Source organism: Kitasatospora sp. NPDC001159 (assembly GCF_053598235.1).
Window position 1 is genome coordinate 94,483 of record NZ_JBSFJV010000014.1, and the last position, 17,441, is coordinate 111,923.

The following is a 17,441-nucleotide window of genomic DNA, read 5'->3' on the forward strand; positions in this document are numbered from 1 at the left end:
GCGACGCGGGCCGGCGAGCGGGGTTTCGCGCGGGCGTACTTGGCAGGATTCTGCCGTCACGGTTGCCGGTGCCCGCGGGGGTGTCATAGAACGATCTCCGGCAGAAAACCTGGGCAGTTGCCCCCGATTGCCGTACCGAAAAGGAAGGGTCCCCATAATGGCCACCTACGAAGAGCAGTCCCAGAAGATCAAGGAGATCGTCTGTGACATTCTCGAGATCGAGGAGGACGAGGTCACCGAGACCAGCCTCTTCAAGGAGGACCACAACGCCGACTCGCTGCGTTCGATCGAGATTCTCGCGAATCTGGAGAAGCAGTTCAGCATCACCATCGACCAGTCCGAGCTGGCCCGCATGGTGAACCTCAAGGGCGTTTACGAGGTCGTCGCCGAGGCCGCCGGCTGGTAACCGAGGGCATCGTTCGGACAGGGCAAGGCCGGGACACGGGACGGAGAGGTCGGGATGGCGATGTTGGGGCGGACTGGCCCGCGCAGAGTGGTGATCACCGGGCTGGGGGTGGTCTCCAGTATCGGGATGGGAGCCGGTGAGTTCCTGCAGGGCCTGCGCAGCGGAAGCAGCGGGGCCAAGCCGATCACCGTGTTCGACGTCGAGGGCTTCGACCACGCCAACGGATGTGAGGTGGTCGGGTTCGAGCCCGAGCAGTGGATCCGGCACCTGCCCGTCGAGCAACTCGGCCGCGCCACCCAGTACTCCGTCGCGGCCGCCCGGATGGCGATCGACGACGCCGGGCTGGACCTCGAGGTATGGCGGTCACGCCCCGGCGTCGTCACCGTAGGCACCACCGACGGCGAGTCCCGCGACCTCGACCACATGGTCGAGGCCGAGGTGCTGCACGGCCCCGAGCACATGGCACCCGAGTCCGCCCGTCGGGTCGCGGCCGGTCGGCTGTCCGCGGCCATCGCCCAGGAGCTGCAGCTGGCCGACGTCGAGGCGGTGACGATCCCGACCGCATGCGCCGCGGGCAACTACGCGATCGGCTACGGCTTCGACGCGGTCCGCTCCGGTGAGGCCGAGTACGCCCTGTGCGGCGGCGCGGACGCCATGTGCCGCAAGACCTTCTCCGGGTTCTACCGGCTCGGCACCATCGCGCCCGACCGGTGCCAGCCCTTCGACGTGGACCGCAAGGGCATCCTCACCGGCGAGGGCGCCGGCATCCTGGTCCTGGAAAGCCTCGACTCCGCGCTCGCCCGCGGCGCGCGCATCTATGCCGAGGTGCTCGGCTACGGCCTGAACTGCGACGCCTACCATCAGGTCGCACCCAACCAGGACAGCGTCGGCCGGTGCATGGAGATCGCCCTGGAGAACGCCGGGGTCAAACCGGAGCAGGTGGACCTCATCTCCGCCCACGGCACCGGCACCAAGGCCAATGACGTCACCGAGGCGCGCGCCATCCGCGAGGTTTTCGGAACGCAGCCGCCGAAGGTCATCTCCATGAAGTCGATGATCGGCCACACCATGGGTGCCGCGAGCGCGCTCTCCGCGATCGGCTGTGCGCTGGCCATCACCAACAACTTCATCCCGCCGACCATCAACCACACCACCACCGACCCCGAGTGCGACGTCGACTGCGTGCCGAACGTCGCGGTCGAGGCCGAGCTGCGGATCGTCCAGAACAACGGGCTGGCGTTCGGCGGAAACAACGCGGTGGTCCTGCTCGGGAAGTACGACGGGGTGGAGGCATGAGCTGGGCCGTGACCGGTGTGGGCGCGGTGGCCGGCATCGGCCGTGACCCCGGCGAGCTGTTCGCCAACCTGTGCGCCGGAGTCTCCGGCGTGGGCGAGCTGAAGGGCTTCGACCTCAGCCGTCACGACTCCCACTTCGCCTACGAGGTCGACGACCGCCCCGAGCCTGGTGCCGACGTCCCACGCCGCGCGACCGCCCTGCTGATCGACGTGGTCGGCCAGGCCGCTCGGGACGCCGGCCTCGACGAGCGGGACCTGAGCGGCGTGCCGATCCTGGTCGGCACCGGTCTGCGGGAACTGCGCTCGGTCGAGTTGTGGCAACGCGACGGTATCGACTTCCCGCCGCAGGACCTGCACTTCGGCACGGCACTGCGTGAGGCCTTCAACGCCGACGACACCCACACCTTCTCCAACGCCTGCTCCGCCGGGCTGTACGCGTTGGCCCTGGCCACCGACCTGCTGGAGGCCGGCACGGCCGAGACGGTGATCGTGGCCGGCGTGGACGTGCTCACCGAGACCATGTACGGCCTGCTGGAGCGGGTCCAACCCGTTCCGCCGGAGCGGGTGCGGCCGTTCGACCGCAACCGTGCCGGTGTTCTCATGGGCGAGGGCGCTGCCGCCGTCGTACTGACCCGGACCCCCGCCGAAGGCCGGAAGCCGCACGGCGTGGTGCGCAGCGTGGCCGTCAACTGCGACGCCTACCACGTGACCGCGCCCGACCCGGTCGGCATCGCCGAGGCCATCCGTGCGGCGCACGCCGGCGCCGGCCTGAAGCCTGCGGACGTCGACCTGGTCATGGTGCACGGCACCGGCACCCTGCTCAACGACGAGGCCGAGGCCGTCGCCCTCGCCGACGCGTTCGGCGAGGACGCGGGCAGGCCGCTGATGACGGCCATCAAGTCCATGACCGGCCACACTTCGGGAGCCTCCGGCCTGCTCAACCTGGTCGTGACGCTGAGCTCCCTGGCCGAGGGCCTGGTGCCGCCGACCGTCGGGCTGGACGACCCGGTGGACGAGGCGGCCGGCTTCCGGATCGTCACCGGGGAGGCCGCACAAGCACCCCTGGCGGTGGCCCAGTTGAACGCATTCGGCTTCGGCGGCGTGAACGCCGTGGCGATCGTGGAGGCGGCCCGATGACTGTGCTGGTAACCGGGGTGGGCGTGGTGCTGCCCCGTGCGGCGTCGGCCCGCGAGCTGATCGAGCCGGGGCCGGCCGACGCGCCGCCGGTCGAGCCGAAGGAGCTCGTCGGTAGGAAGGGCCTGCGCTACAAGGACCGGGCGACCCAACTGGCGTACTGCGCAGCTCAGTCGGCGCTGCGCGACGCCGCGCTGGTGGACGACGAGGGCCTGAAGGTCCCAGCACTCAGCGTGGCGGTGGTGGTCAGCTCCAACTACGGCAACATCGACACCATCACCCGGGCGATGGACACCATCACCCGGGAGACCGCGGCCGCCGGCAGCCCCATGGACCTGCCGAACGCCTCCAGCAACGTCGTCGCCTCCTCCGTTGCCATCCGCTTCGGCCTGCGCGGCCCGAACCTGATGCTGTGCAACGGCGCCACCTCCGGGCTGGACGCCCTGCGCTGGGGCGCGGAACTGATCCGGGCCGGCCGGGTCTCCCGGGCGCTGGTCCTGGGCGTCGAGCCCGACAACGAGGCCGTGCGCGCCTTCGTCGGCGGCACTGCGACCGTGGACGGCTCGGCGGCCGTGGTGCTGGAGAGCGCGGAGGCGGCAGCCGAGCGGGGCGTCCCGGCGCTGGCCGTGCTGGGTGACACCGTGCGTGGCGCCGGGCTGGCGGCCTCCCTGGCGAAGCTGACGGCCTCGGTCGGCGAACGTCCGGCCCTGTGGCAGGTGCCGGAGACGGACGCGTTGCCGGAGGGGCTGCTGGACGGCGTACTGCGACAGGACCTCGGCGCCCGCTTCGGCCTCGCCTCCGGCACGCTCGGCGTCCTCCAGTGCGCCGCGGCCGTCGGCTGGTTCGCCAGCGGCGGTACCGGGCCGGTGTTCGCCAGCGCGGGGGGAGACACCGACGACGCCAGCGCGGGACTCGTCCTGCTCCGGCCGGGCGCGTGATGTCCGGCCCGGGTAGCGTCCTCGCCGCCGGTGCGGCGCCGAAGGCCCCACTCGCCGTGCCGCCACCGGTGGTCGTGCACCGCCGCGCGGCCGGCGGCCCCGGCCGGATGCTGCTGCTCCACGGACTGGCCAACAGCGCGAGCGTCTGGGACGCCTTCCTCGCCCACCGCGGGCGGAACGACGGCCCCGAGGTCTGGGCCGCCGACCTCCCCTGGCGCGGTGACTGCGTGGCCCACTGGAGCTCGCGGGGTGATGTCGTGCCGTACGTGGCGGACGCGCTGCGCGGGGTGCCCGGCGGGGCCGGCGTGGTGGTCGGCCACTCGATGGGGACCAACAGCCTGCTGGAGTTCCTCCACCGGCAGTTGGAGCTCGGAGCCGACCCCTTCACCGAGTACGGCATCACCGCCCTCGTCCTGGTGTCCCCGTTCTACCGCCGTTCGGCAGAGGACTTCAGCTGGGAGTCGGTGGAGATCGCCGTCCAGAACTTCGTCCGGACCATGACCGAGGGCGTGCGGGCGCACGCCGGTGGCCGGGTCTCGGACGAGCTGGTCGAGGAGCTCGGCGGGCGGGTGCGTGACCGGGTCGGCGCCTACGGCTGGATCCGGTTCTTCGAGACTTACCTGGCCACCCCGTGGCTACGCACCGAACGGTTCCCCGTGCCCTGCCTCGTGATCGCGGGCGAGCACGACTCGATCGCGCTCCCGGAGGAGGGCCGCCTGCTGGCGGCCGACCTGCCGCAGGGGCGGTTCCACCAACTGCCCGACAGTGGGCACTTCCTGATGATCGAGCAGGCGGGCGACCTTGCCGCCGTGGTCGATCGCTTCGTCAGCACCTTGCCGGCCGCGTGACCGACAGGCGGCCCCGGACCCACACCTTCAGGGGAGCACCTCCGATGACCACCGTGACCGAAAGCGCAGTCAAGGCGCTCCTCACCAGCGAGACGACGGTGCCGCTGCGCACACGCTTCGAGGGCGCCAACATCTGCACCTGGATCGGCTTCAAGCACATCAACTACCTCGTCGAGGAAGCCATCCTGCTCCACTTCGCCGAAGCCGGCCTCGAGGCCCGCGCGCTCTACACGGAGCACGGCCTCGGCGTGGACCTCGTCGACCTCGACACCCGCATCCTGAGCGCCCTCTTCATGGACGAGACGGTCGAGGCGCACGTCGTCCCCAAGGCCGGGGACGAGGACACCGCGGTCTCCTTCACCGTCACCCTGACCGGTGAGCGCGACGGCGCGCCGACCAAGCTGGTCGCCGCCAGGGCCAAGGCCGTGCTGCGCCGCGAGAGCTACATCGAGGAGGCGAGCGAGCCGCCGGCGCCGATCGCCCGCTTCGTCACGGACCGCCTCGGCACACCGGTGCGCGGCCTGCAGACGCCGCCCGACATCTCCGGGCTCGACCTCGGCGCGGCCACCACCTCGCTGTCCGCCGGCCGCGGCACCACCGGTCCCGACCCGGTGCTCGACCTGCTCACCGCCGGCACCAACTCCTTCGGCTGGAAGTGGCGCATCCCGTACCCCTACTGCCACTTCTCCGAGCGCCTGCAGATGTCCAGCTACCTGCGCCAGATGGAGGAGGTCGTCGACCTGTTCCTGGCCGACCGGGGCATCTCCGTGCGGACCCTGATGGACGAGCGCCGCTGGATCCCCGCCTGCCCGCACTCGAAGATCCAGATCGTCGACGAGGCGCTCATGGAGGAGGAGCTCTACACCGTCTACACGGTGGAGGACATCTTCAAGGACTTCACCTACACCTCGCGGATGGACTGCTACGTGGTCCGTGACGGCAAGCTCGTCCAGACCGCCACCGGCAAGGTCACCCACGGCTACGCCGTCGTCGACAACCGGCGCGAGTGGAACCTGGTCACCTTCGACGAGCGCGTCGCCAAGGCGCTCCGGGGCGAGGCCTGACAGCCGTGCCGGATCCGGCAGGCGAAACCGCGGAGAGCAACGGAGCAGATATGAGTACGACCTCAACCCCTGTGAATCGCACGGTCATCACGGCCTGGTCGGCGGTGTCGCCGTTCGGCATCGGCCGGGAGGCGTTCGCCGAGGGGCTGCGGGAACGCCGGGTGGCCGAGGCGCCGCTGGCCCGTGAGCCCTGGCAGGCGCCGGCCGAAACGGCCTGCCTGGTACCGGACTTCGACATTCGCGCGGTGCTCGGCAAGAAGGGCACCCGGTCGATGGACCGGGCCACCGGACTCGCCGTCACCACGGTCGGCCGGCTGCTCGACGACGCGCCGCGCAACCGGCAGGTCGCCACCGGCGAGGACTCCGCCCTCGTGCTCGGCACGACCATCGGCAGCGTGCAGAGCCAGATGGACTTCACCCGGGACTCGTTCACCGGCGAGAAGCCCTACTTCGTGGACCCGGCGCGGTTCCCGAACGCCGTGATGAACTGCGCCGCCGGCCAGAGCGCGATCTGGCACCAGCTCAAGGGTGCCAACACCACCATCGCCGGCGGTCACGCGGCCGGGCTGTACGCCCTCAACTACTCCCGTCGGCTGCTGAACTTCGGCCGGGCCCGGACCGTGCTGTGCGGCGCCGTGGAGGAGTTCTCGCACGCCCGCTCCTGGCTGGACGAGCACTCCCACGACCCGCAGGCCGACGGAGCGCCGCAGCCGGCCGGCGAGGGCTGCGGCCTGCTGCTGATCGAGCGCGCGGACCCGGACGACCCGGAGCAGCCGGTGCTGGCCGAGCTCCTCGCCGTCCAGATGGGCATCGCCCTCGACGGTGACGTCCGTACGGCCCTGGCCTCCTGCGTGGAGCGTGCGCTGCGCCGCGCGCAGGTGCGGCCGGAGGAGCTGTGGGCGGTCTCCACCAGCGAGCTGCCCGGCCCGCTGGGCGAGCAGGAGCAGGCCGTGGTCGAGGCTGCCACCGCCGGTGCGAACCCGCGCCACCTCACCCAGGCCGCCCTGCTCGGCGACACCGTGGCCGCGTCGGCGGCCTTCCAGGTGGCCGGTGTCCTGGTGCACGCCGAGGACGACCCCTCGGCCGCCGGCCGGATCGCCCTGGTCACGTCGGTCGACCGCGACGGCGCGGTCGGCTGCGCCCTGATCCGCCTCCGCTGACCCCGACCCACCCACGCTCACGGAAGGACATCACCATGACGACGCAGGACGCCTCGGCCATCACCGTCCTGGAGAAGGAGGACCTGCGCCGGACCGTCGCGCACGTCCTCGACGTCGACGTCGAGGAGCTGACCGACGACGCCGCCTTCGTCGCCGATCTCGGGATCGACTCGCTGCTGGCCCTGGAAGTGGTGGTCGTGCTGGAGAAGAAGTACGGCCTGCGGTTGGAGGAGCGGGACTTCCCGCTGATCACCTCGCTCCGCACCGCCTACGAGCTGCTGCGCGGAAAGCTCGGGTCGGCGTGATCAGCCCGGTCGTCGCCAGGGTGGAGGTGGTGCGCCCGCCGGCCGTCGACGGGAAAGGGCGATTCCACGCGGCTGCCGAGGTCACCGTCGGCGAGGACGAGACGGTGCTGCCCGGCCACTACCCGGGGTTCCCGATCTTCCCGGGGGTCTGCGTGATCGAGTGCGTCCGGCTCGGCGCGCTCCAGGCCCCACCGCCGGGGGGTGGCCCGTTGGCCCTGGCATCGGTGGAGTCGGCGCGCTTCCTGAGCCCCGTCTTCCCGGGCGACCGGCTGCAGGTCGAGCTCACCTGGACCGGAGGCCCCGGTGCCTGGAAGTGCAGCGGCAAGGTGGCGACCGAGCGTGCCGCCGCGGCTCAGGTCCGGCTGCGGTTCGGTAGCGGAGGGGAGGCGTGATGGCCGGGTCGTCCGAGGTCATCGGCCAGGCGGGGATCAGGCGGGTGCTGCCGCACCGCTTCCCGATCCTGCTGGTCGACCGGGTCCTGGAACTCGTACCGGGGGAGCGGATCACCGCCGTGAAGGCGGTGAGCTGCAACGAACCCTGGTACCGCGCGGCGGCGGACGACGAGGACTTCGCCTACCCGCAGGTGCTGTTGATGGAGTCCTGGTGCCAGGCGGCGGGTCTGCTGGCCACCTGGGAGGACCCCAACCCCGACGTGATGGCCGGGCGGGTGATGCTCTTCGGCGGTGTGTCCGGCGTCGAGTACCACCGGCCGGTGCTGCCGGGCGACCTGCTGGAGCATCGGGCCGTCATCGTCCGGGCCCTGAGCGACACCCTGATCATCACCGGCCGGAGCCTGGTGGACGGTGAGCCCGTGCTGACCGTCGAAAGCGCCGTGCTGACGTTCCGCCCGGCCGAGGAACTCCGGCTGGTCCCCATTGGAGAGAGTCATGGCTGAGAACGACACCCGGGTGGCGCTGGTCACCGGCGGCTCGCGCGGCATCGGCCGCGCCACCGTGCTGCGACTGGCGCAGGACGGCTTCGACGTCGCCTTCTGCTACCAGTCCAACGAGGAGGCCGCCCGCGTCCTTGAGAAGGAGACGGGGGACCTCGGCGTGCGGGTGCTGAGCCGCAAGGTCGACGTGCGCGACCTCGCGACGGTGCGCGGGTTTGTCGAGGAGACCGAGCGGGAGCTCGGCCCGATCGACGCGGCTGTGACCGCCGCCGGCATCACCCGGGACAACCCGCTCGTCCTGATGAAGGACGAGGAGTGGCACCAGGTGCTCGACACCAACCTGGACGGGGTCTACCACGCCTGCCGTGCCGTCGTCTTCGGCATGATGAAGCGCAAGGGCGGCGCGATCGTCAACATCTCGTCGGTCGCCGGCGTCTACGGCAACGCCACCCAGAGCAACTACTCCGCCTCCAAGGCCGGGATCATCGGCTTCTCCCGGGCCCTGGCCAAGGAGGTCGGCCGCTACGGCATCCGCGCCAACGTGGTCGCCCCCGGCTTCATCGACACCGACATGACTTCGGTGCTCACCGGCAAGACGAAGGACAAGGCGCTGGAGTCGGTGCCGCTGGGCCGCCTCGGCACCGCGGACGAGGTCGCCGACCTGGTCGCCTACCTGGTCTCGCCGCGTGCGGGCTACATCACCGGCGCCGTCCTGCAGATCGACGGCGGCATCACCATCTAGAGCCCCAGGAGCCTGAGTTGGCGGTCGAACCGGCACGCTGGTATTTCTCCCTACGCAGCCCGTACTCGTGGCTGGCCTTCCGGGAGCTGACCGAGAACGCGCGCGACGTGGCGGAGCGGATCGAATGGCGTCCGTACTGGGAGCCGGGCGAGGCGACCTCCCGGCTCCTGGCCGGGACGGACGTCCGGCTGCCCTACGTCCCGATGTCGAAGGAGAAGCACCTCTACATCCTGCAGGACGTCAAACGGCTGGCCGCCGAGCGGGGACTGACGGTCGCCTGGCCGGTCGACACCGCACCCGACTGGGACATCGCCCACCTCGGCTGGCTGGTCGCCGAGGACGCCAGCCTGGGCCGTGAGTACCTCGACCAGGTCTACCGGGCGCGGTTCGAACGCGGCCTGGACATCTCCGACCGGGCCGTGATCGCGGACGCTGGCGCGGCGGCGGGCCTCGACCCGGACGCCGTCGGCAACGCCGTCGACGACCCGGCGATCCTCGCCCGCGGCGTCGAGGCGCTGCGCGCGCTCGGCCGCGACGGCGTGTTCGGGGTGCCGTTCTTCCTGCACGGGCCCGACAAGTTCTGGGGCTCCGACCGGCTCGCCGGGTTCGTCGCGAGCGTCCGCGCCGCGGCGTAGCGCGGCGGTGGGTGCCCGGCTGCCGGACTTCGCGAGCCGCTCGTCGGTCCGGTCGGATCGGCGGGCGGCCCCGGACCTCACGGTCCCGGCCGCGTCATCGGCGGCCGGGACCCCACGGCTACCGGCGGCGGGCGTGGAAGATGGTGAAGAGTACCCGCACCATCAGGATGGCGCTGACCACCAGCAGGTTGTAGCCGATCACCTCGAAGAGGCTGACCGACGAGGTGATCCGGGGTCCGCGGGCGGTGCTGAGCAGGATGACCGCCATCACCCCGGTGGTCGCCCCGAGGGCGGTCAGGATGACTTCGTGCACGAGGGTCTGCAGGAAGCCGCGGTCATGGCGGTTCCCGAGCAGCCGGATGTTCACGCTCAGCCGGCCCTGCTCGATCGCGCTGGTGATCCGGTCCAGCCGACGGGGCAGCCTGCGACCGATCAGGAGCATGTCGAGCAACTCGTCGGCGGCCCGGCCTCCCAGCTTCGACGGCGATGCCGACTCGGTGACCTGCGCCCAGGCGAACTGCTTCGCCTCGGCCGTCAGATCGAAGTCGGGGGCGATCCGGGTGAGGGTGCCCTCCAGCGTGGCGAGCGCGCGGAACGCCGCCGCGATGCTGTTCGGAATGGTCAGCCGGTGGGCGGTGACCAGCCGGAAGAGATCGCTGAACGCGGTGCGGTCGAGCGCCGTTCCGGAGCTGAAGTGCCGTGCGAGGAAGAGCCCGAGGGCCCGTTCGAGGTTCTTCTGGTCGATCTCCTCCGGCTGGTTGGCCAGTGCGAGCAGTGCGTCGCAGAGCGCGGCCGCGTCGGCCCGGCGGATGGCCACGAGCAGGTCGCGCAGCCTGGCCTGGAGTTGCCCGTCGATCCGGCCGACCGAGCCGAAGTCGAGCATCGCGAGCCGGCCGTCGCCGAGCAGCAGGATGTTCCCCGGGTGCGGGTCCGCGTGGAAGGTCCCGCCGATCATGATCTGCCGCAGGACGCTGTCCAGGACGGTGCGGGCGACGGCCGTCGGGTCCACGTCCGGACCTTCGAACGCCGACCTGGACGCGCTGAGCGGCTGGCCGTCGAGCCACTCCGTGACGAGCACCTTCTCGCTGGAGAGCTCCGGGAAGACCTTCGGTATCAGCACCTTCCCGGCCTGGTTGCGCGCCGCGACCGCCGTCATGTTCCGGGCTTCGACCCGGAAGTCCAGCTCCTCCAGGACGGATTCGGCGAATCCGCGGGCCAACGCCTCGACCCCGGCGGCGCGCCCCCAGTCGGTCCGTTCCTCGAGCCGGCGGGCGACGCTGCACAGGATGTCGAGGTCCCGTTCGACGACCGGTCGGCAGCCGGGGCGGCGTACCTTGACGACCACCTCCTGACCCGAGTGCAGTCGGGCCCGGTGCACCTGTGCGATCGACCCCGCCGCCAGCGGCACCGGGTCGAACCGGGCGAAGACCGACTCCAGCGGCCGGTGGAAAACCTGCCGCAGCTGCTCGGCGACCTCCTCCCAGAGCGCGGGCGTGGCCTGGTGCTGGAGGTTGCTCAGCTCCTTGGTGAAGCTCGGCGGCAGCAGGTCGTGCCGGGTCGAGAGGACCTGGCCCAGCTTGACGAACGTCGCTCCGCCCTCCTCCAGGGCTCGCCGAAGCGAGCGGGCCAGTTCGTGATGGCCGGCGTGCCCGGTCGCCGAGGTGCGGCCCGCGCTGCGGAGCAGCCGTCCGAGGCCGTGCCGATAGGCGATCGCGCTGAGTTGGGAGTAGCGGCGGGTCCGGGCGATTCGGCGGCGCAGTGCCCGGGGCAGTCGCAGCATCGACGGCCAGGAGCCACTGGGCAGGACGACCTCGGAGACGGCGAGGAAGCCCATGGTCAGCAGGAGCACCGAACCGATCTCGACCGTGATGAGCGCGCCGCGGTCAGCCGAGTGCACAGTCCGGCTGAAGACCATCGTGGCGAAGAGGCCGACGCACCCGGTCACCGCGGCGCGGATACGGCCGACCCGAAGCCCCAGTAGCAGTCGTGCGCCCGCAGAGAAGCCCGCGATCGTGACTGCGATGGTGACGCAGCCGATGGCGAGCAGGATAGCCGTCTTCACGTGTGGCTGACCCCCTGAGCTGTACCGGACGCGAGACGATGGCCAAGCCTACGAACGACCGGGAAGGCCGAGCCGGAACGGCGGTCCGGGTGGCCGCAAGATGCCAGTCGAGCGCCAGGACCAGCGGCTCACCGGCAGCGGTCGACCTGCGGCGGCAGCGCCGCGTCGGCGGAGGCCGGGTGCGGCCGACCGGTGGAGACGGGGAGGGTGCCTCCGCTGTCACCTTCCTGTCAGAACGGTGTGCCGGCGGACCGCGGAGGCCGGGACCCTTGCGAGGATCACGGGGCGGTGCCGCACGTGGAACGGCGGCCGTGCTGTCGCCCGACCGGGCGACAGAGCCCGCCCGAAGGCGGACACCATAAGAGGGGATGCACCCGATGAGCACAGTCCTCCACCGGCAGGCGCTGCGATATCTCCTGGTCGAGAGCCAGGAGTCCGCGACCGAGGAAGCCCTGGCCTTCGTCGGTGACGGTGCGGTCCAGGCGCGGGCCGGGGACGAGGTGACCCTCTTCCTGGTGCAAGGGGGGGTCTCGCTCGCCCTGGGCGACCGTCCGGAGCTGCTGGACTTCCTCGACGCGGGTGGCCGGCTGCTGGTCGACCGTTTCTCGCTGGACCAGCGGGGGATCGTCGCCGCCGCGGTCCGTCCCGAGGCGGTACCGACCGAGATGGACGAGATCGCGCGGCTGGTGCTCGACCCCGCGGTCCGGACGGTGTGGCACTGATGCCCCGCCGGATTCCCACGACCGACGTCCTGGTGACCTTCATGGGGGCGCCGCACCGGACCGATCTGACCACGACCGTGCTACGGCTGGTCCAGGCGATGCTGGAGCAGGGCGGGCGGGTCCAGGTCTGGGCATGCGGCTACGCGACGATGCTGACACAGCAGTCGCTGGGCGAGTTCAAGCCGCGCGACCTGGCGGACTGGTCGACGCGCCACCTGACCACCGCCACGATCGTTCAGGAGATGCTCCAGGCGTTTCCCGAGCAGCTCTACTGGTACGGCTGCCGGTTCTGCAGCGATGACCGCGGGGCGACCGGTCACTTGCCGGAGATCGCCATGCGGGCACCGCACGCCTACGCGGCCAACCTGGCAGCGACGGGCAAGACCGTACTGATCGGAGTGATCTGAGATGACCGGGCAGGCCCGAGTGCTGGCGATCGTGGACCGCGGCTACCGAGGCGCAGTGGAGAAGCAGTTCGTCGACACGCTCTACCTGGTGCGCGAACTGCACCGGCAGATGGGGGGAATGGACATCCTGCTGCGGGGACAGGCGGTCAGCTACGCGGCCAGGGCCGCGACGGTGGCTCCGCTGCGTTTCGGCAATCGTGTGGTGGAGACCCTGAGCGACCCGAGGAAGGACGTCCAGGCACTGTTGGACGCCGGCATCCGGGTCCGGGCGGAGGAACCGGGACTGATCGCGAGCGGGATGACTGGTCGTGATCAGCTCTTGGAGGGGGTCGAGTTGATCGGTGCGCGGACCTCGGCGGAGAGCTGGTCCGAGTATCGGATGATCTGTTTTCTGTGAGCGAACCGCGGTTCGGGCCGTGGTTCGACTACCTGCGCGGGGCGTGCCGGGCGGGGCCGGCGCGCAGGCCGGATCGGCCCCGTTGCAGCTTCCTGTAGCCGCTGTTGCGCCGCCACTTCGAATCGGCTGTTATGGACTGGACATTACGGAGTTCGGTTGCTCCGGCGACCCGCCGAAACAACAGGGGGAGATATGCATGAGCGGGAGTTTCGAGCCTTTGTTTCCGTGGCCGAGATCGGGCGCATGGATCACGCGGCGAAGGAACTGGGGTATTCCCAGCCGGCGATCAGCTACCAGATCAAATGCCTGGAGCAGATGCTGGGAACGAAACTCTTCATCCGGGACTCCAACGGGGCGCACCTCACCCGCGAGGGGCGGATGATCCTGCCGTCGGCGAAGGCGGTCCTGACGCTCATCGACAGCATGAAAGGCGTTTGCGCGGTGTGAGCCCGTCGGCGTCCGCGTTCGGTAACAGCATTCACCGGGCGCGGCAGCGGCACACGGCCACGTCAAATAGTTGAAAACAGGCACGGTATGACGCACTTGGCGTCGTATACGCAGCCACCGCGTCTTCTGGAGATCCCGGCCGTCCCGCGAGGGACGGCCGGGACCTCGGTCATTGGGAAGGACGGACGTCCCGTCGGGCTGTCAGCAAGTTGCCGAGCCGTGCCGGTCGGGGCGTCCGGACCGGGAGTTGTGACGTCTAATCGACATCGCTTCCGATTACTGGATGGGGACTCAGCATGCGCGGACACGACATCGAACTCCCGACGCCGCGGGCAGAGGTGGTCGTCCCATGACGGCTGACGACGTGCGGACCGAGGCTCCGCAGGCGCTGACCCTGGACGACTACGCCGCGCTGGCCCGTGAGCGCCTGGACCCGTCGGTCTGGGACTTCATCCAGGGCGGGGCGGGGGAGGAGCGGACGCTCTCCCAGAACCTCCTGGCCTTCGACCGGATGCGGCTGCGCACCCGGGTGCTGACCGGTGTGAGCGAGGTGGACACCTCGGTTACGGTGCTAGGGCGTCGCTGGGCCGCCCCGGTGGGGGTGGCACCGATGGCGTACCACACGATGGTGCACCCCGGGGGTGAGGTCGCCACCGTGCAGGCGGCGGGGGTGGCGGGCCTGCCGGTCGTGGTGAGCACCTTCGCCGGGCAGGCCTTCGACAAGCTGGCCGCCGCCGCGAGTTCGCCGCTCTGGCTGCAGGTCTACTGCTTCCGTGACCGCTCGACGACCCGTCAACTCATCGAGCGGGCCGAGCGGGCTGGCTTCGAGGCGATCGTCCTCACGGTGGACGCGCCCCGGCTCGGCCGGCGGCTGCGCGACCTGCGCAACGACTTCCGGCTGCCCGACGGCATCGTGCCGGCCAACCTGCCTGCGGCCGACTACTCCTCGCCGAGCGGCCACGGGCGCACCGAACTGGACCCGGCCCTGGACTGGTCGGTGGTCGACTGGCTGCGCTCGGTCAGCGCACTGCCCGTGCTGCTCAAGGGGATCACCACGGCCGAGGATGCCGCCCGGGCGCTGGAGGCCGGCGCGGACGGCCTGGTCGTCTCCAACCACGGCGGGCGACAACTCGACGGCGGCTACGCATCCTTGGAGGTGTTGGCGGAGGTCGCCGGCGCGGTCGGCGGGCGCTGCCCGGTGCTGCTGGACGGCGGCGTGCGGCGCGGCACCGACGTGCTGGCGGCGCTGGCGCTCGGCGCCGACGCGGTGCTGCTGGGCCGCCCGGTGCTGCACGGGCTGGCGGTGGCCGGGCAGACCGGTGTCTCCGACGTCTTCGACATCCTGGTCGGCGAGTTCGAGGACGCCCTGCTGCTGACCGGCACCCGCTCGGCCGCCGATGCGGGCCCCGCCGTGCTGGAGCCGGGCCCGGTCCCGTCCGGCGGGGCCGCGCCGCAGTCCGGCGCAGCGGCCGGGCAGCCGTCCCCCTCCGGTGTCCTGCACAAGGAGGAGCTGCACGCCAGCGTCAGCGACCCGGTGCTGGACACCATGAACTTCCTCAACGAGGTGACCATCCGCTACCCCGAGGCGGTCTCCTTCGCCCCGGGCCGGCCGTACGAGGGCTTCTTCGACACCGAGGAGCTCTTCACGCACCTGCGCCGCTACCTCGACCACCTGGCCGAGCAGGGCGACACCCCCGCGAACGTCCGTACCAAGCTGTTCCAGTACGGCCCCACCGCGGGACTGATCAACGGGCTGATCGCCGACTCGCTGCGCAAGGACGAGGGGATCGACGTCAGCCCCGCCTCGATCGTGGTCACGGTGGGCTGCCAGGAGGCGATGTTCCTCACCCTCCGGGCGCTGTTCGCCGGCCCCCGGGACGTCCTGCTGGCCACCAGCCCCTGCTACGTGGGGATCACCGGCGCCGCCTCGCTGCTCGGCATCCCGGTGACCGCGATCGAGGAGGAGCCGGACGGCCTTTCCTGCGCGGCGGTGGAGGCGGCCGTCCGCGCGGAGCGGGCCCGCGGGAGGCGCCCGCGCGCGCTCTACGTGGTGCCCGACCACTCCAACCCGTCCGGCAACACCATGCCCCGACAGGCCCGCGAGGACCTGCTCGCGCTCGCGGAGCGCCTCGACCTGCTGGTGATCGAGGACAACCCCTACCGCCTGGTCAGCACCGGCGAGCGGCTGCCCACCCTCAAGGCGCTCGACACCGGCCGCCGGGTGGTCCACCTCGGCTCGTACTCGAAGTCGGTCTTCCCCGGCGCGCGGATCGGCTTCGTGATCGCGGACCAGACGGTCCGGGACGCCAGCGGTTCCACCGGCCTGCTCGCCGACGAACTGGCCAAGGTCAAGAGCATGGTGACGGTGAACACCCCGCCCATCGCCCAGGCCGCGGTGGCCGGGATGCTGCTGGCGGCCAACGGGCGGCTCTCCGAGCTCAACGCCGGGCCGGCCGCGCACTACGGGGAGGTCCTGGCAGCCGTGCTGGAGCAGTTGGAGCGGCACTTCCCGGAGGAGCGGCGGCGTGCCCTCGGTCTCAGCTGGAACGTCCCCAGCGGCGGGTTCTTCCTGGCCGTCAAGGTGCCGTTCCCGGCGGACAACGCCGCCCTGCTGCGCTCGGCCGAGCAGCACGGTGTGATCTGGACCCCGATGTCGTACTTCTACCCGCAGGGAGGCGGCGAGCACACCATGCGACTCTCCTTCAGCTACCTGACCCGCGCGGACGTCGAGGACGGCATCGCCAGGCTGGCGCGCTTCGTCGAGGCCGAGACCGGGACCGGGGCCGCGGCCACGGCCGTCGACGGGCCCGGGCGATGAGGAGCGCCGCCGTCATCGGGACCGGGGCGATCGGCACTTCCGTCGCGCTCGCGCTCAGCCGCCACGGGGTGGCGGTGCACCTGGACGACGTCAACCGGACGGCGGCGAGGACCGCGGAGGCCATGGGCGCGGGCTCGCTGACCGCACCCGACGGGCCGGTCGACCTCGCCGTCCTCGCCGTCCCGCCCGCGCACATCGGCACCGTCCTGGCAAAGGCCCAGCGCGACGGCCTGGCCCACGCCTACACCGACGTCGCCAGCGTGAAGGCGCAGCCGCACGACGAGGTGGCGCGCGCCGGGGCCGACCCGGCCAGCTACATCGGCGGCCACCCAATGGCCGGCACCGAGCGCTCCGGCCCGCTCGCCGGGCGGGCCGACCTGTTCGAGGGCCGGCCGTGGGTGCTCACGCCGTCCCCGGACACCGGCCAGGAGACGCTCAACCGAGCCCTTGAACTCGCCTCGCTGTGCGGCGGCACGCCGGTGGTGATGGACGTCGCCGCGCACGACCACGCCGTCGCGCTCATCTCGCACGCCCCGCACCTGGTCTCCTCCCTGATGGCGGCCCGCCTGGCGGACGCGGGGGAGTCCAGCATCCGGGTCGCCGGGCCGGGGGTACGGGACGTCACCCGCATCGCGGCCGGGGACCCGAGCCTGTGGGGCGAGATCCTGGATGCCAACGCCGCCGCTGTCGCGGACGTCCTCGACGAGTACGCGGCCGACCTCGGCCGGACCATCTCCGCGCTGCGGGGCCTGGCCGGAGCGGACACCGCGCGGCGCAAGCACGCCGCGGCCACGCTGGACGCCGTCCTGCGGCACGGCAACCGGGGGCGGGCGCGGGTCGCCCACAAGTCGGGCACCCCGCTCACCGACCTGGCCGCCGTCCCGGTGCTGGTGCCGGACCAACCGGGCGCCCTGGCAAGGCTGTTCACCGCGGTGGGCGAGATCGGGGTAAACATCGAGGACGTGCGGATCGAGCACTCGATGGACCGTCCCCGTGGCCTGGTCGAGCTGCTCGTGCAGCAGCAGTCCGCGCCGGCGCTCTCCCGGCTGCTGGACGCGGACGGCTGGACCGTGGCGGAGGAGGCCGCACTGGTCGCGGGCTCCCGCTGACCGAAAACGGAGCTCCGGGGGTGCGGGATCGCCGCACCCCCGGAGCTCGTCGCCTGCCGG

Annotated in this window: 19 protein-coding genes; 18 read left to right on the plus strand and 1 reads right to left on the minus strand. The window is 71.5% G+C overall.

Annotation, left to right across the window (positions count from 1 at the left end):
- The first annotated feature begins 157 nt into the window (after positions 1-157).
- Genes ACWC9T_RS10270 through ACWC9T_RS10325 form a run of 12 tightly spaced genes read left to right on the plus strand, consistent with a single transcriptional unit; the run spans position 158 to position 9,419 of the window.
- Positions 158-406 (plus strand): acyl carrier protein, encoded by a 249-nt coding sequence (locus ACWC9T_RS10270; protein ID WP_449820610.1) that lies wholly within the window; start codon positions 158-160, stop codon positions 404-406.
- A gap of 60 nt (positions 407-466) precedes the next feature.
- Complete coding sequence (locus ACWC9T_RS10275; RefSeq protein WP_449820644.1) at positions 467-1,702, plus strand: beta-ketoacyl-[acyl-carrier-protein] synthase family protein; 1,236 nt, start codon at positions 467-469, stop codon at positions 1,700-1,702.
- Positions 1,699-2,838, plus strand: coding sequence for a beta-ketoacyl-[acyl-carrier-protein] synthase family protein (locus ACWC9T_RS10280; protein ID WP_449820611.1), 1,140 nt, complete (start codon positions 1,699-1,701; stop codon positions 2,836-2,838). Before ACWC9T_RS10275 ends, ACWC9T_RS10280 begins: the two co-directional genes overlap by 4 nt.
- Positions 2,835-3,773, plus strand: coding sequence for a beta-ketoacyl synthase N-terminal-like domain-containing protein (locus ACWC9T_RS10285; RefSeq protein ID WP_449820612.1), 939 nt, complete (start codon positions 2,835-2,837; stop codon positions 3,771-3,773). The genes ACWC9T_RS10280 and ACWC9T_RS10285 overlap by 4 nt, the downstream gene beginning before the upstream one ends.
- Positions 3,773-4,621, plus strand: a complete 849-nt coding sequence (locus ACWC9T_RS10290; protein WP_449820613.1) for an alpha/beta fold hydrolase — start codon at positions 3,773-3,775, stop codon at positions 4,619-4,621. The genes ACWC9T_RS10285 and ACWC9T_RS10290 overlap by 1 nt, the downstream gene beginning before the upstream one ends.
- Positions 4,622-4,665: 44 nt before the next feature.
- Entirely contained in the window at positions 4,666-5,685 is a 1,020-nt protein-coding gene (locus ACWC9T_RS10295; protein WP_449820614.1) for a hypothetical protein, read from the plus strand.
- Between the two features lie 50 nt (positions 5,686-5,735).
- Positions 5,736-6,845, plus strand: a complete 1,110-nt coding sequence (locus ACWC9T_RS10300; RefSeq protein ID WP_449820615.1) for a beta-ketoacyl synthase N-terminal-like domain-containing protein — start codon at positions 5,736-5,738, stop codon at positions 6,843-6,845.
- 35 nt (positions 6,846-6,880) lie between these two features.
- Positions 6,881-7,150 carry an acyl carrier protein gene (locus ACWC9T_RS10305; protein ID WP_449820616.1) on the plus strand — a complete coding sequence of 90 codons (270 nt, stop codon included), beginning with the start codon at positions 6,881-6,883 and terminating at the stop codon, positions 7,148-7,150.
- Positions 7,147-7,542, plus strand: coding sequence for a 3-hydroxyacyl-ACP dehydratase FabZ family protein (locus tag ACWC9T_RS10310; protein ID WP_449820617.1), 396 nt, complete (start codon positions 7,147-7,149; stop codon positions 7,540-7,542). Before ACWC9T_RS10305 ends, ACWC9T_RS10310 begins: the two co-directional genes overlap by 4 nt.
- Complete coding sequence (locus tag ACWC9T_RS10315) at positions 7,542-8,045, plus strand: 3-hydroxyacyl-ACP dehydratase FabZ family protein (protein ID WP_449820618.1); 504 nt, start codon at positions 7,542-7,544, stop codon at positions 8,043-8,045. Before ACWC9T_RS10310 ends, ACWC9T_RS10315 begins: the two co-directional genes overlap by 1 nt.
- Positions 8,038-8,784: a 3-oxoacyl-[acyl-carrier-protein] reductase gene (gene fabG, locus ACWC9T_RS10320; RefSeq protein WP_449820619.1), complete on the plus strand. Its 747-nt coding sequence runs from the start codon at positions 8,038-8,040 to the stop codon at positions 8,782-8,784. The genes ACWC9T_RS10315 and fabG overlap by 8 nt, the downstream gene beginning before the upstream one ends.
- A 17-nt stretch (positions 8,785-8,801) precedes the next feature.
- Entirely contained in the window at positions 8,802-9,419 is a 618-nt protein-coding gene (locus tag ACWC9T_RS10325; RefSeq protein ID WP_449820620.1) for a DsbA family protein, read from the plus strand.
- Between the two features lie 118 nt (positions 9,420-9,537).
- Here the strand turns inward: ACWC9T_RS10325 and ACWC9T_RS10330 are convergent, their stop codons facing one another.
- Entirely contained in the window at positions 9,538-11,481 is a 1,944-nt protein-coding gene (locus ACWC9T_RS10330) for an ABC1 kinase family protein (protein WP_449820621.1), read from the minus strand.
- A gap of 377 nt (positions 11,482-11,858) precedes the next feature.
- On the opposite strand from ACWC9T_RS10330, the gene ACWC9T_RS10335 reads away from it, so the two are divergent.
- From ACWC9T_RS10335 to ACWC9T_RS10360, 6 genes are all read left to right on the plus strand, one after another.
- The gene (locus tag ACWC9T_RS10335; RefSeq protein WP_449820622.1) at positions 11,859-12,203 is read left to right on the plus strand and encodes a hypothetical protein; all 345 of its coding nucleotides are present in this window, start codon (positions 11,859-11,861) and stop codon (positions 12,201-12,203) included.
- Positions 12,203-12,610 (plus strand): hypothetical protein, encoded by a 408-nt coding sequence (locus tag ACWC9T_RS10340; RefSeq protein ID WP_449820623.1) that lies wholly within the window; start codon positions 12,203-12,205, stop codon positions 12,608-12,610. The genes ACWC9T_RS10335 and ACWC9T_RS10340 overlap by 1 nt, the downstream gene beginning before the upstream one ends.
- Before the next feature lie 55 nt (positions 12,611-12,665).
- A complete protein-coding gene (locus ACWC9T_RS10345) occupies positions 12,666-13,007 on the plus strand; it encodes a hypothetical protein (protein ID WP_449820624.1) in 342 nt (113 codons plus the stop codon).
- A 192-nt stretch (positions 13,008-13,199) separates the two neighbouring features.
- Positions 13,200-13,454 carry a LysR family transcriptional regulator gene (locus ACWC9T_RS10350; protein ID WP_396325255.1) on the plus strand — a complete coding sequence of 85 codons (255 nt, stop codon included), beginning with the start codon at positions 13,200-13,202 and terminating at the stop codon, positions 13,452-13,454.
- Between the two features lie 349 nt (positions 13,455-13,803).
- Positions 13,804-16,272 carry an aminotransferase class I/II-fold pyridoxal phosphate-dependent enzyme gene (locus ACWC9T_RS10355; protein WP_449820625.1) on the plus strand — a complete coding sequence of 823 codons (2,469 nt, stop codon included), beginning with the start codon at positions 13,804-13,806 and terminating at the stop codon, positions 16,270-16,272.
- Positions 16,269-17,381: a prephenate dehydrogenase gene (locus ACWC9T_RS10360; RefSeq protein ID WP_449820626.1), complete on the plus strand. Its 1,113-nt coding sequence runs from the start codon at positions 16,269-16,271 to the stop codon at positions 17,379-17,381. Before ACWC9T_RS10355 ends, ACWC9T_RS10360 begins: the two co-directional genes overlap by 4 nt.
- Positions 17,382-17,441 lie beyond the last annotated feature (60 nt).